Here is a 12,498-nt window from a genome sequence, read left to right as displayed (position 1 = left end):
CCGTGCGAGTGGACGGCGGCCTTGGCGACCTTGGCCTTCGCCGCACGCGCCTCCGCGCGCTTCGGCCGCGGCGGGACGCCGTTGATGTCCTCGGTGCTGATGCCGTACGAGGTGGTCACCCACGCGATGGCGTCGGCGTTGCGGTCCAGGGCGACCCGGTCGATGTTGCCCAGGTTGTCGCAGGCCTGGTGGTAGCACTTGTCGTACGCCACGCCTGCCGTGCCGCCCCACTTCGCCGCCTGCGCCGGGGTCTTGATGCCCTCGGCGCCGGTGAACAGGCCGCCGGCCGGGATGCCGACGTTGATGAACTCGCCGTAGTCCGAACGGCCGGAGAAGTCGGTGCCCTCGGTCTCGACGTTCTTGCCGACCTTCAGGTAGTCGACGAACGCCTTCTCGATCTGGGCCGAGCCGAACGGACCGGCGCCCGCGCCGACCTTGTCCGAGTCGTCGCCGTCGTAGACGAAGTACGCCGCGTTCGGCGAGCCGACCATGTCGAAGTTCAGGTACAGCGCGATGTCGAGCTGCTGCTCGAACGTCAACGACTTCACGTACTCGGTCGACCCGATGAGCCCCAGCTCCTCGGCGCCCCACCAGCCGAAGCGGATGGCGTTGTTGACCTTCGGCTTGCCGCCGAGCTGGAGCGCCAGCTCCAGCAGCGACGCGGAGCCCGTGCCGTTGTCGTTGATGCCCGGACCGGCCTCGACGCTGTCGAGGTGCGAGCCCGCCATCACGACGTTGTCCTTGCGGCCCGTCTTGGTCTGCGCGATGACGTTGCGCGCCGTCTTGATGTCCTCGTGGAAGCGGAGGTCCAGGGTGACCGACTGGCCCGCGTTGCCGAACAGCGTGGTGCCGTCGGCCTTGCTGACGCCACCGGTCGGGACGACGCCCGGCGCGCCCAGCGTCACGCCGGACAGCTTGCCGTCGACGTTGTTCGCGATGATCACGCCGATGGCGCCCGCGGCGGCCGCGTTGCGGTGCTTGATGTCGAACGTGCAGGCGCCGCGCCGGATGAGCGCGATCGAGCCGGTGAAGTCCTGGCCGGCGAAGTCACTGGCCTCGCAACCGGGCGTGGCGTCCTCGGGGACCACGCGCAGCGGGCCGGTGACACCCCCGACCGGCGTCTGCGGCGAGAACTCCAGCGGGATGGCCTCGTACGTGGCCGCCCCGACCTCGGCGGTGGCCGCGTCGGTGACCTGGACCGGGTAGGTGAACTCCGGCGTGGTCACGTCGAAGCCCGCGCCGCGGAGCTTGCCCGCGACGTACTCGACGCTCGCGTCGTAGCCGGGCGTGCCGACCGCGCGCGTGCCGTTGTTGCGGTCCGCGAGGCGCTGGAACGCGATGAGGTGGCGGTTGACGCCGTCACCGGAGACGGCCTTGACGAGCTTCTTCGCCAGTGCCGGTCCTTCGGGCTCGGCGGTCGGTCCCGCGTAGGCGGTCGGCGCGGCGATGAGCGCCAGTGCGGCGGCGGCCGCGATCGCGCTGAACCCAGCGCGTCGTGTTCTTCCGGACATGATCGAGCTCCCCAATCGTTCGGATGCAGAACCATGCATAGATCGACTGTCCGAAATCAATCCGTCACTCGGAGGGTTCTCAGGTGGTGAGCAGATCGAGACACTCGGTGATCCCCGTCACATCCAACTCCCAGGCGGGTCGGACGAACCGGTCACGGGTGACCAGCAACCGCACGTCCTCGGTCGCCTCGCCCCGCCGGACGAGCAGTTCGGTGCCGTCCTGGACGTACCCGAGCTTCCGGCTGACGCCGTTCGACTTCGGGTTCCCGATGTGCGCCGACGACCGGGCCCGACCTGCGCCGAGGTGGTCGAACGCGAACAGCAGCACGGCCGCGCGCATCTCGGTGCCGTACCCCTTGCCCTGGTGCCGTAGACCGATCCACGACCCGGTGCTCACCTCCCGGCCGATCGCGAAGTCCCGCGCTGTCAACCCCTGCGTGCCGATCACCCGCCCGTCGAGGCGCACGAGGAAGTTCAGCGTCCAGTCGGCCGGGGTGAGGGTGGCGCGAACTCGCCAGTAGAACTGGAGCACGTTGCGCCCGAGGTCCTCCGGCGGCGCGTCCGTCCAGGCGATGCCGAACGGCATCTCCTCCGGCGGGTGGACGCCGCGGCGCGCCTCCTCGGCGAGGTCGAGCAGGCCCGCGTCGTCGTCCGGGCGCAGCTCCAGCCGAGGGGTGCGGAGCACGAGGTGTCTGAACGGCCACGGGTCCATGCCCGGTCATGTTGCCGGGTGCGGCGGGCGGCGGGCGACCGGATTACCGTCGAAGCCATGTACGCGATCACGATTCGTGAACCAGGCGGCCCCGACGTGCTGGAGTGGACCGAGGTGCCGGATCCCGTTCCGGGGCCGGGCGAGGTGCTGCTGGACGTGGCGGCGAGCGCGCTGAACCGCGCGGACCTGTTGCAGCGCCAGGGTTTCTACCCGCCGCCGCCGGGCGCGTCGGAGATCCTCGGCATGGAGTGCTCCGGCACGGTCGCCGCGCTCGGCGAGGGCGTCACGGGCTGGCGGGTGGGCGACGAGGTGTGCGCGCTGCTCGCGGGCGGCGGCTACGCGCAGAAGGTCGCGGTGCCCGCCGCGCAACTGCTGCCGCTGCCCGACGGCGTCGACCTGGTCACCGCCGCCGCGCTACCCGAGGTGGCGTGCACGGTGTGGTCGAACGTCGTGATGCACGCGAAGCTCTCCGCGGGTGAACTGCTGCTGGTGCACGGCGGCGCGGGCGGCATCGGCACGCACGCCATCCAGGTCGGCAAGGCACTGGGCGCGCGGGTGGCCGTGACGGCGGGATCGGCCGAGCGGCTCGCGCGGTGCGCCGAACTGGGCGCGGACATCACCGTGAACTACCGCGAGCAGGACTTCGTGGCGGAGGTGGAGGCCGCGGACGTCGTGCTGGACAACATGGGCGCGAAGTACCTGGACCGCAACGTGGACGTGCTCGCGCTCGGCGGCAGGCTCGTCGTGATCGGCCTGCAGGGCGGCGTCTCCGGCGAGCTGAACCTCGGCAAGCTGATGGCGAAGCTGGGCACCGTCTCGGGCACCAGGCTGCGCAGCAGGCCCGTCGACGGGCCGGGCAGCAAGGGCGAGATCGTCGCGGCCGTCCGCGAGGGCCTGTGGCCGCTCGTCGCCGCCGGGAAGGTCAAGCCGATCGTCCACGACGTCGTGCCGATGAGCGAGGCCGCCGCGGCGCACCGGGCGTTGGAGAGCGGCGGCGACGTGTTCGGCAAGCTCCTGCTCAAGGCATAGGAAAGCGGGGCCGACGCTGTGTCGGCCCCGCTCTCAGATCACCTCGTGGTCAGCTCAGACCCGCACGGCCCAGGCGTCGCCGCCGTTGCCCGCGGGGCCGGAGTGGCCACCGACCGTGGAGCTGTGGTTGGAGGCGTCGCCGGTGTCACCGGTCGGCCCGGTGTTGCCCGAGTCGCCCGACGTCACCGAGGTCCACGACTTGGTGCCCTCGTGGTGCTTCCAGCCGTTGTGCTTGTTCCAGCCTTCGTGCTTCCAGCCGGAGTCGTTCTTCCAGCCGGAGTTGTTCCAGCCGCCGTTGTTCCAGCCGTGGTTGTCGTTCCACTTCCGGCCATCGGTGTAGGTGATGGCGGTGTTGCCACCGGTGTCACCGGAGTCGCCCGACGCACCCGAGTTGCCCGAGGTGGCGTTGTTCGAGCTGGTGGCGTTGCCGCCGTCGCCCGAGTTGCCGCCGTTGCCCGCGATCGCGAACAGGTCGGACTGCTGGTTCCACTTCTTGCCGTGGTTCCAGTCGTTGCCGTGGCCCCACTTGTTCTCGTGGCCCCACTTGTCGTGCGTCTTCGGCGCGAGGGCGATGGCGTCGCCGCCGTCACCCGCGGGGCCGGAGTTGCCGCCCACGGTGGTGCTGTGGTTGGTGGCGTCGCCGGTGTCGCCGGTCGCACCGGTGTTGCCCGAGTCGCCGGACGTCACCGTGGTGGTGGACTCGTCGTGGTTCCAGTGCTTGCCGCCGCCCAGGGTGAACACACCGGCGGTGTTGCCGCCGGTCGTCCCCGAGTCGCCGGAGTTGCCCGAGTCGCCGGTCGTGGCGGAGTTCGAGCTGGTGGCGTTGCCGCCGTCGCCCGAGTTGCCGCCGTCACCGGCTACCGCGAGCAGGTCGGAACCGCGTTGGTTCCCCTTGTCGTGGGAGCCACCGGTGATGGCGTCGCCGCCGTCACCGGCCGAGCCGGAGTTGCCACCGGTGGTGGTGCTGGTGTTGGTGGCGTTGCCGGTGTCACCGGTCGCGCCGGTGTTGCCGGAGTCGCCCGAACTCACGTTCGTGGTGCACTCCGCCAGCACGCACAGCCCGAGGGCCGAGTTGCCACCGGTCGAGCCCGAGTCACCGGAGTTGCCCGAGTTGCCGGACGTGGCGCTGTTCGAGCTGGAGGCGTTGCCGCCGTTGCCCGAGTCACCGCCGTTGCCACCCTGGGCGACGGCGTTGGAGCCGCCGCCGGCCAGCGCGTTCCCACCATCACCCGCGGGACCCGAGTTGCCGCCACCGGTGGTGCTGGTGTTGGAGGCGTTGCCCGTGTCGCCGGTCGCGCCGGTGTTGCCGGAGTCGCCCGAACTCACGTTCGTGGTGCACTCCGCCAGCACGCACAGCCCGTAGGCCGAGTTGCCACCGGTGGAACCGGAGTCGCCCGAGTTGCCGGAGTTGCCCGAGGTCGCGGTGTTGGAGCTGGAGGCGTTGCCACCGTTGCCCGAGTCACCCCCGTTGCCGCCGAGGGTGGACGTCACCGAGTGGACGACGCCACCGAGGCCGAGCGGTCCCGCGTTGGTTCCCGTGTCGGCGCTCGCCATCGTCTGGCCGAGCAGGACGAACCCGCCGGACAGGACCGCGGCGAGCAAACCGCGTTGGACGTACTTGTGCATGTCGAACCTTCCTGACGAACAAGCTTGGTGATCTGTCGGCTTGGTTGTCAGGTCGGGTCAACTGGGATGGTGAAGGCCGTAGTCGTAGAACCACGACCCGCGTGCCGGCCCATCGGCGGGAGCGGTCGCGCCACCCTCGTACGGCGTCGTCCTCGGCGAACCGGGGACGTCCGCCGACGCGGGGGCGTTGAGGCCACCGGCCGACGCCGACGTCGTCGTGCCCTGCACGACGAGCGGCACATCACGCGGCACCGCGGGCGAACCGCCCTGGTACCACGGCGAAGCAGGTGCGGCGTGCGCTGCGGGCGGGGTCACGGCCGGGAGTCCCGTCGAAGCGACTTCCCAGGCGTGGCCCGTCGAAGCGCGACCCTCCGACGGAGCCGGCGCGGTCGACGGTGAGAGGTCCACCGGAACGACCGGGACCACCGGCACGACGGGAGCCACGGGCGCCACGGGGGCGTCCGCCTGGCGGGCCAGGGGTTCGGTGACCGGCCGGACGACCGGTGTCGCCACCGGGAGCGCCTGGTCGGCCGCCTGGACCACCGGGGCCAGCAAGGGCTCCGTCACGGGCCTCAGCGGTTCGAGCACGGGGGCCAGCACGTCCGACACGCCGTTGACGGTGGGCACGAGCTGGTCGACCACGGGTCGCAGCGGCTCGGTCAGAGGTCGGACCGCTGTGGTCACGGGCTCCAGCACCGGTTCCGCCACCGCGGTCACCCCGCTCACCACGGGTGCGAGTCGGTCGGTCACCGGCGACACGGCCCGGCTCACCCCGCTCGTCACGGGCGAGAGCTGGTCGGCCACCGGCGAGACGACCTGGGAAAGGCCGCCGAGCAGACCCGAGGAATGATCTTCATCGGCGTTCGCCGTGCCCACCGCGAGCACACCGAAACCAATCACGAATCCGGCGGAAATGAGCGTCCGTCGGATCAGCGTAGAACTGGTTTTCTTCATGGAATCACCTCCCTCCACGAATCAGCACCTGTACGGGGAGAGGTTCGTTAACCCCTCCGCGCCGGTTCACCTGAAAGTGGAAGAAAGTGAGAAGTCCCAGCTCAAACGGCCGAACTTTTTCCAAACACGATCTCGGAAATTACTCTACGAGGCAGTAGTCGAGAATCGTGGGAACGCAGAGTAGTCCTCAGTCGAGCGCCAGGGCGCTGGCCAACGAGGTGCGCGGGGTGGTCCGGAAGCGGAGCGAGAACTCCTCCGCCCAGCGGACCAGCACGGCCTGCTCGCCCGGCCGGTCGGCGTCGTCCACCAGCACGGCCGCGCCCGGCGCGAGCACCGCCCGGAGCACCGGCAGCGCGGGGTAGCGGGCGTCGCCCAGCGACGGGCCGTCCACCAGCAGCAGGTCGACCAGGCCGTAGCGGTCGACGAACGCCGACACCTCGTCGTGCACCAGCCGGGGCGCGTACCAGGTGGACGTGCCGAGCGCGGCCGGGTGGGCGTCCAGCGGCGCGTAGACCACGCGGGCCACGTGGCCGAGGCCCTCACGCCGGAGCTGACTCGCGACGAAGGCGGCGGTGCGCTCGTCGTGCTCGATGGACAGCAGGTGGCCGAACCCGCGCTTCGCCAGGAACCTGGCCAGGATCACCGAGGACGAGCCGCAGCCGCACTCGACGAGGACCGTGCGGGAGCCGAGGAGGATCTCGTCGACCACCGCGGCGAGGGCCGCGGGGCGCAACTCCTGCGCCGTGGTCGGCAGGTACTGGGACAGGAGCGGCGCCAGCCGCTGCAACGCCGCCAGGTCCGCGAGTTCCCTCGCCAGCGAGTCGTCCAACCCAGGGCCTCCCCGCTCTCATCCCAGCTCGGCGACCGCCCGCACGAGTTGGTCGACCTCCACCGCGTTCGTGTAGTGGGCGAGACCCACCCGGATCGCGCCCCCCACCTCGCCGACGCCCAGCACCGAGAACACGCCGTACTGGCCGGGGTCGGCGAAGGCGCAGACCCCGCGTTCGGACAGGTGCTCGACGCCTTCGGCCGCCTTGACCCCGGCGATCGTGAACGCCAGGGCGGGGACCCGCCGCATGGCGTCGCCGATCACCATGACGTGGCGGAGCGAGCGCAGCTCGTTGATGAGATTAGCCAGCAGACCGGCCTGGTAGGCCTTCACCGAACCCAACGATGTGAGCACGCGTTCGCGCCTCGGCCCGATCGCCGCGTCGTCCAGGCCCGCGAGGTAGTCGACCGACGCCACGAGCCCCGCGAGCAACGGGTAGGCGTGCGGGCCGAGTTCCAGCCGCTCCGGGCCGCGCGCGCCCGGTTCGACCGAGCACGACGGCAGGTGGTCGAGCACCGAGGCGTCGCGGAAGACCAGCGCGCCGACCGGCGGGCCGCCCCACGTGTTCGCCGACACCGCCACGACGTCCGCGCCCATCGACGTGATGTCCAGCGGCACGAACGGGGCCGCGGAGGAGGCGTCCACGACCACCAGCGCGCCGCGGCGCTTGGCCGCCTCGGCGATCTTGCGGAGGTCCGGGCGGGTGCCGACCGAGCCGGAGGCCGCGGTGACGGCGACCAGCTTGCAGCGGTCCGTCACCAGGTCGTCGTACTGCCAGCCGGGCAGCTCGCAGGTCTCGATGTCGACCTCGGCCCAGCGGACGACGCTGCCGGTGCGCTGCGCGGCCCGCTGCCACGGCGCGATGTTCGACGGGTGGTCCAACCGGGACACCACGACCTCGTCGCCGAGGAACCAGCCGTCCGACAGCGCGTCGGCGAGCCGTTGGAGCAGCACGGCCGAGTTCGGCCCGAGCACGACACCGGCCGGGTCGGCGCCCACGAGGTCCGCGATGGACCGGCGGGCGGCGTCGACGATGGCCTCGGCGCGCTGGGAGGCGGGGAAGATTCCACCGGGTCCGGAAACCGGGGCGCGAAGTGCGGTGGAGACGGCGGTGGCCACCTGCTCCGGCACCTGCATGCCCGCCGGGGCGTCCAGGTGGACCCAGCCGTCGCCGAGAGCGGGGAAGAGACCCCGGACCCGAGCGACGTCGAACGCCATGCCGCACACCGTACGGAGGGCGGCTCGTCCGCTCGCAGCAGGGGCAGGACCCGGTGAGCGGCCGACTGGCCGATCGGGCCAGGATGGACGCATGAGCGAGGCAGGCGAGAACGAGCGGCACGTCGTGGTGGTCGGGCCGGACGGAACCCCCGTGGGCACCGCCCGGATCCCCGCCGACGCCGAGGCCAACGGCGGGCAGGACGTGTCGGAGCTCGTGGAGCAACCGGCGAAGGTCATGCGGATCGGCACGATGATCAAGCAGCTCCTGGAGGAGGTGCGGGCCGCTCCGCTGGACGAGGCGAGCCGCGCGCGGCTCAAGGAGATCCACAAGCGGTCCATCGAGGAGCTCGAGGACGGCCTGGCCCCCGAGCTGCGCGACGAGCTGGAGCGGCTGTCGCTGCCGTTCACCGAGGACGGCATCCCGTCCGACGCCGAGCTGCGGATCGCCCAGGCCCAGCTGGTGGGCTGGTTGGAGGGGCTGTTCCACGGCATTCAGACGGCGCTGTTCGCCCAGCAGATGGCAGCGCGCGTGCAGTTGGAGCAGATGCGCGGTCGCGCGCTGCCCGCCGGCAGCGGCGGACTCGACGTTCCCGAAGGCCCGCACATCTCCGGGTCTGGCCAGTACCTCTGAGTTCGGTGCAGACTGCGCCTCTTACGCACGACGGTGACGGGGGCCACCCGCACCGATGGACGAAGCGGCGACTTTTGGTGCGCCGAGAGGAGAACCCGACGTGCTCGACCGAGTCCGGCGCTCACTGCGAGCCGAGCAGATCCGCAGGTCCCTCCGGGACAAGGTGACCCGAGCGATCGACGACGTCGTCGGTCCGTACCACCGGGCGCAGACCGAGCGGATCGACGCGTTGCAGCGCGAACTGGACGGCCTGCGCGAGGACGTGCGGCACCAGTCCGACCGGATCGTGGAGACCAGCAGGCAGTTCGAGATCCGCGCCCGCCGCGACCTCGTGTTCGCCGGTGAACGCGAGGCGGCGCTGCAGAGCGCGCAGTTCGTGCGCGACCACATGCCGAAGGTGCCGCAGTTCGGCCACCCCCACCAGACCCTGGAGTTCGCTCTCGGCATGGTGGAGCAGGACGGCCTGGCGCTGGAGTTCGGCGTCTACACCGGCAGCACCCTGAAGATCATCGCCGCCGCGCGCGGCGAGAAGGACGTGTACGGCTTCGACTCGTTCGAGGGCCTGCCCGAGGACTGGCGCAACGGCTTCCCCGCCGGGATGTTCAACGTCGAGGGCCTGCCGGACGTGCCGGGCGCGGAACTGGTCGTCGGCTGGTTCGACGACGTGCTGCCGGGCTTCCTGGAGGAGCACGAGGGGCCGGTGACGTTCCTCCACGTCGACTGCGACCTGTACTCGTCCACCAAGACCGTGCTGGAGCTCGTGGGCCCGCGCCTGGTGCCGGGCAGCATCGTGGCGTTCGACGAGTACTTCAACTTCCCCGGCTGGGAGCAGCACGAGCACAAGGCCTGGATGGAGTACGTGGAGAAGTCCGGGATCGAATTCAGCTACGAGGGGTACACCTACGACCACGAACAGGTGATCGTGAGGGTGACCAGCGTGTTGGCCGCCCCCGAAGGGCAGTGACCGCTCCGTGACCGACCGGCGGCAAGTGCCCTCACCTGCCGCCGGTAGTCTCAGCAATCGTGCAGCCCACGAGTACGGTCGACCGACCTGAAGCTCCACCCGCGTCCAACTCGCGCACCTTCGCGCGCGCGTTCGCCGATGTGCGAGACGCGTGGCAGCACCGAGAACTCTGGGGACACCTCGGCTGGCAGGACATCAAGCAGCGCTACCGCCGCTCGGTGATCGGTCCACTGTGGATCACCATCTCCATGGGCTCGACGGCGCTGGCGCTCGGCCTGCTGTACTCGACGCTGTTCAACCAGGACATCGCGACGTTCCTGCCGTACGTCACGGTCGGCTTCGTGATCTGGAACTTCATCCTCGGCGTGATCACCGAGGGCACGGACGTGTTCATCGCCAACGAGGGGCTGATCAAGCACCTACCTGCGCCGATGACCGTGCACGTGCTGCGGATGGTGTGGCGCCAGCTGCTGTTCTTCGCGCACAACCTCGCCGTCTACGTGATCGTGCTGATCGTCTTCTTCCCCACGTTGACGAAGCCGTACCACATGGAGGGCGACAGCTTCATGCATCCGGGCATCACCTGGGCGATCCTCCTGGTGATCCCCGCGATGCTGCTCGTCGTGCTCAACGCCGTGTGGGTGGCGCTGCTGTTCGGCATCATCAGCACCCGGTTCCGGGACATCCCGCCGGTGATCAACAGCTTCATCAACCTGATCTTCTTCATGACGCCGATCGTGTGGCACACCGGGGTGCTCAACAAGGTCACCAACGGCGAGGGCAACTGGCGCATCCTGATCGCGGAGCTGAACCCGCTCTACCACTTCGTGGAGATCGTCCGGGCTCCGCTGATCGGGCACGCGCAGTACTGGCACCATTGGGTCGTGGTCGGCGGTTTCACCATCGGCGGCTGGGCATTGGCATTCGTGGCGCTGCGCAACTACCGTGCCCGCGTCTCCTACTGGGTCTGAGTGAGGCCGCACAAACTATGGTCAGCATCGAAGTCTGGAACGCATCCGTCGACTTCCCGATCTTCGACGCCAAGTCGAGGTCGTTGAAGAAGCTCGCGCTCGGCAAGGTGGGCGGCAAGATCGGCTCCGAGGGCCGGGTGCCGATAATCGAGGCGCTGCACGACATCACCCTCTCCATCAAGGAGGGCGACCGCGTCGGTCTCGTCGGCCACAACGGCGCGGGCAAGTCGACGCTGCTGCGGCTGCTCGCGGGCATCTACGAGCCCACCAGGGGCAGTTCGCGCATCACCGGCAAGGTCGCGCCCGTGTTCGACCTCGGCGTCGGCATGGACCCGGAGATCTCCGGGTACGAGAACATCATGATCCGGGGCCTGTTCCTCGGCATGACCCGCAAGCAGATGGAGAAGCGGGTCGACGACATCGCGGAGTTCACCGAACTCGGCGACTACCTCCAGATGCCGCTGCGCACGTACTCCACGGGTATGCGCGTCCGCCTGGCGCTGGGTGTCGTGACGTCGATCGACCCCGAGATCCTGCTGCTGGACGAGGGCATCGGCGCGGTCGACGCGGCGTTCATGTCCAAGGCGCGGGAACGGCTGAAGGACCTGGTCAAGCGCTCCGGCCTGCTGGTGTTCGCCAACCACTCCGACGAGACGCTGATCGACTTCTGCGACTCGGCGATCTGGATGGACGAGGGCATGGTCAAGCAGCAGGGCTCCCTGCGCGAGGTCCTCACCGCGTACAAGGGCCACGACCCGTTCAAGTACCTCAGCCCGGAGACCCTGGCCCGCATCGGTGGCGAACCCGTGCTCAGCACGAATGGTGGCGAGTAGACCGTGATCGAGGCACTGCCCAAGGGCTCCGTCGTCGCCGTGGTCGTGACCCGGCACCGCCGCGAACTCCTCTCGGAGTCGCTGAAGGTGCTGGCGTCGCAGACCAGGGTGCCCGACCACCTGGTGGTCGTGGACAACGGTCCGGACCAGCCCGTCGAGGACCTGGTCGACCAGTGCCCCATCCCGTCGACCTACCTGGCGTCGCACCGGAACCTCGGTGGAGCGGGCGGTTTCGCCCTCGGGATGCTGCACGCCCTGTCGCTCGGGGCGGAGTGGCTGTGGCTCGCCGACGACGACGGCCGCCCCGCGGACGAGACCGTGCTGGCGGTGCTGCTGGAGGAAGCGGAGAAGCGCAAGCTCGCCGCGATCTCCCCGGTGGTGTCGAACATCGAGGCCCCCGACAAGCTGGCGTTCCCGCTGCGGCGCGGGTTGACGTGGAAGCGGAACACCGGGGATCTCGGGACCGACTTCCTGCCGGGGATCGCGTCGCTGTTCAACGGGGCGCTGTTCCGGGCGTCGACCGTGGACGTCATCGGCGTGCCGGACTACCGGCTGTTCTTCCGCGGCGACGAGGTGGAGATCCACCGCAGGCTGGTGCGGACGGGGCTGCGGTTCGGGACGTCGCTGAAGGTCGCTTACCTGCACCCGGACGGGTCGGACGAGTTCAAGCCGATGCTGGGCGGCCGGTTCCACGCGCAGGACCCGGAGAACCCGATCAAGCGGTACTACACGTACCGGAACCGCGGGTACCTGCTGTCGCAGCCGGGGATGCGGAAGTTGGGGGCTTTGGAGGTGTTCCGGTTCGGGCTGTACTTCATCGCCGTCCGGAAGGATCCGAAGGCGTTCGTGGAGTGGCTGAAGCTCGTGCGGTTGGGGCAGAGGGAGCGCTTCTTCCGGAAGTGAGGCTTGAGGGCTGGGGGAACGCCGCCTCCCCTGGGTTGGGTTGCTTGGGCTGTGGGTCTTCGATGGCGCTGGCGGGTCTGTTTTTGCTGGTAGACCGGTTTTGTCGGTGCCGCGTTGTACCTTGTGCGTCGGGGGGTCCTGCTCGATGGGGGACCCCTTTTAGGCGTTGGCGGGGTTGGCTGTCGAGTCGGGTTCCAGCGGGGTCTTCGGGCGGCTGCGGCTTCCAGCGTGCTGTGGCCGATTTGATTTGGGGCCCCTAGATTTGCCCCTTGATCGGGCCAAAAGGCAGTGCCCCAAAGCCCTGCCCGATCTCCAAT

At 69.8% G+C, this 12,498-nt stretch carries 12 protein-coding genes; 6 read left to right on the top strand and 6 right to left on the bottom strand.

Annotated elements, in window-relative coordinates; genetic code table 11:
• Together ACFWW9_RS05915 and ACFWW9_RS05910 are read right to left on the bottom strand one after the other, a co-directional pair.
• Positions 1-1,511: M28 family metallopeptidase (locus tag ACFWW9_RS05915; RefSeq protein WP_390372006.1), on the bottom strand; the 1,511-nt coding region annotated here is incomplete at its 3' end.
• Between the two features lie 79 nt (positions 1,512-1,590).
• Positions 1,591-2,223, bottom strand: coding sequence for a GNAT family N-acetyltransferase (locus ACFWW9_RS05910; protein WP_390372003.1), 633 nt, complete (start codon positions 2,221-2,223; stop codon positions 1,591-1,593).
• Between the two features lie 57 nt (positions 2,224-2,280).
• Between ACFWW9_RS05910 and ACFWW9_RS05905 the strand changes: the two genes are divergently transcribed.
• On the top strand, positions 2,281-3,252 hold the full coding sequence (locus ACFWW9_RS05905; RefSeq protein ID WP_390372000.1) for an NAD(P)H-quinone oxidoreductase: 972 nt from the start codon (positions 2,281-2,283) through the stop codon (positions 3,250-3,252).
• A 54-nt stretch (positions 3,253-3,306) separates the two neighbouring features.
• On the opposite strand, the gene ACFWW9_RS05900 is transcribed toward ACFWW9_RS05905, so the two are convergent.
• The 4 genes from ACFWW9_RS05900 to ACFWW9_RS05885 all read right to left on the bottom strand — a co-directional run bounded on the left by ACFWW9_RS05900 (position 3,307) and on the right by ACFWW9_RS05885 (position 7,879).
• Positions 3,307-4,878: a hypothetical protein gene (locus ACFWW9_RS05900; protein WP_390371997.1), complete on the bottom strand. Its 1,572-nt coding sequence runs from the start codon at positions 4,876-4,878 to the stop codon at positions 3,307-3,309.
• Between the two features lie 57 nt (positions 4,879-4,935).
• Positions 4,936-5,778 (bottom strand): hypothetical protein, encoded by an 843-nt coding sequence (locus ACFWW9_RS05895; protein WP_390371994.1) that lies wholly within the window; start codon positions 5,776-5,778, stop codon positions 4,936-4,938.
• A 241-nt stretch (positions 5,779-6,019) separates the two neighbouring features.
• Entirely contained in the window at positions 6,020-6,661 is a 642-nt protein-coding gene (locus tag ACFWW9_RS05890) for a class I SAM-dependent methyltransferase (RefSeq protein WP_390371992.1), read from the bottom strand.
• A gap of 18 nt (positions 6,662-6,679) precedes the next feature.
• Positions 6,680-7,879: a cysteine desulfurase-like protein gene (locus tag ACFWW9_RS05885; protein ID WP_390371988.1), complete on the bottom strand. Its 1,200-nt coding sequence runs from the start codon at positions 7,877-7,879 to the stop codon at positions 6,680-6,682.
• A 91-nt stretch (positions 7,880-7,970) separates the two neighbouring features.
• Here ACFWW9_RS05885 and ACFWW9_RS05880 point away from each other — a divergent pair, with 91 nt between their 5' ends.
• From ACFWW9_RS05880 to ACFWW9_RS05860, 5 genes are all read left to right on the top strand, one after another.
• Positions 7,971-8,510 (top strand): bacterial proteasome activator family protein, encoded by a 540-nt coding sequence (locus ACFWW9_RS05880; RefSeq protein ID WP_390371985.1) that lies wholly within the window; start codon positions 7,971-7,973, stop codon positions 8,508-8,510.
• A gap of 100 nt (positions 8,511-8,610) precedes the next feature.
• Positions 8,611-9,474, top strand: a complete 864-nt coding sequence (locus tag ACFWW9_RS05875) for a class I SAM-dependent methyltransferase (protein WP_390371982.1) — start codon at positions 8,611-8,613, stop codon at positions 9,472-9,474.
• 59 nt (positions 9,475-9,533) lie between these two features.
• Positions 9,534-10,445, top strand: a complete 912-nt coding sequence (locus ACFWW9_RS05870; RefSeq protein WP_390371980.1) for an ABC transporter permease — start codon at positions 9,534-9,536, stop codon at positions 10,443-10,445.
• 17 nt (positions 10,446-10,462) lie between these two features.
• Positions 10,463-11,278 (top strand): ABC transporter ATP-binding protein, encoded by an 816-nt coding sequence (locus ACFWW9_RS05865; RefSeq protein WP_390371977.1) that lies wholly within the window; start codon positions 10,463-10,465, stop codon positions 11,276-11,278.
• A 6-nt stretch (positions 11,279-11,284) separates the two neighbouring features.
• Complete coding sequence (locus ACFWW9_RS05860) at positions 11,285-12,181, top strand: glycosyltransferase (RefSeq protein WP_390372024.1); 897 nt, start codon at positions 11,285-11,287, stop codon at positions 12,179-12,181.
• The last annotated feature ends 317 nt before the right edge of the window (positions 12,182-12,498 follow it).

This window comes from Umezawaea sp. NPDC059074 (assembly GCF_042738955.1).
Classification (GTDB): Bacteria; Actinomycetota; Actinomycetes; order Mycobacteriales; family Pseudonocardiaceae; genus Umezawaea.
This window is presented reverse-complemented; position numbering and strand designations above follow the sequence as displayed.

What these genes read in the sequence shown, in the direction of transcription:
- ACFWW9_RS05885 (WP_390371988.1), bottom strand. Translation starts at nt 7,879, where the DNA reads ATGGCGTTCGACGTCGCTCGGGTCCGGGGTCTCTTCCCCGCTCTCGGC.
- ACFWW9_RS05880 (WP_390371985.1), top strand. Translation starts at nt 7,971, where the DNA reads ATGAGCGAGGCAGGCGAGAACGAGCGGCACGTCGTGGTGGTCGGGCCG.
- ACFWW9_RS05865 (WP_390371977.1), top strand. Translation starts at nt 10,463, where the DNA reads ATGGTCAGCATCGAAGTCTGGAACGCATCCGTCGACTTCCCGATCTTC.
- ACFWW9_RS05900 (WP_390371997.1), bottom strand. Translation starts at nt 4,878, where the DNA reads ATGCACAAGTACGTCCAACGCGGTTTGCTCGCCGCGGTCCTGTCCGGC.
- ACFWW9_RS05905 (WP_390372000.1), top strand. Translation starts at nt 2,281, where the DNA reads ATGTACGCGATCACGATTCGTGAACCAGGCGGCCCCGACGTGCTGGAG.
- ACFWW9_RS05910 (WP_390372003.1), bottom strand. Translation starts at nt 2,223, where the DNA reads ATGGACCCGTGGCCGTTCAGACACCTCGTGCTCCGCACCCCTCGGCTG.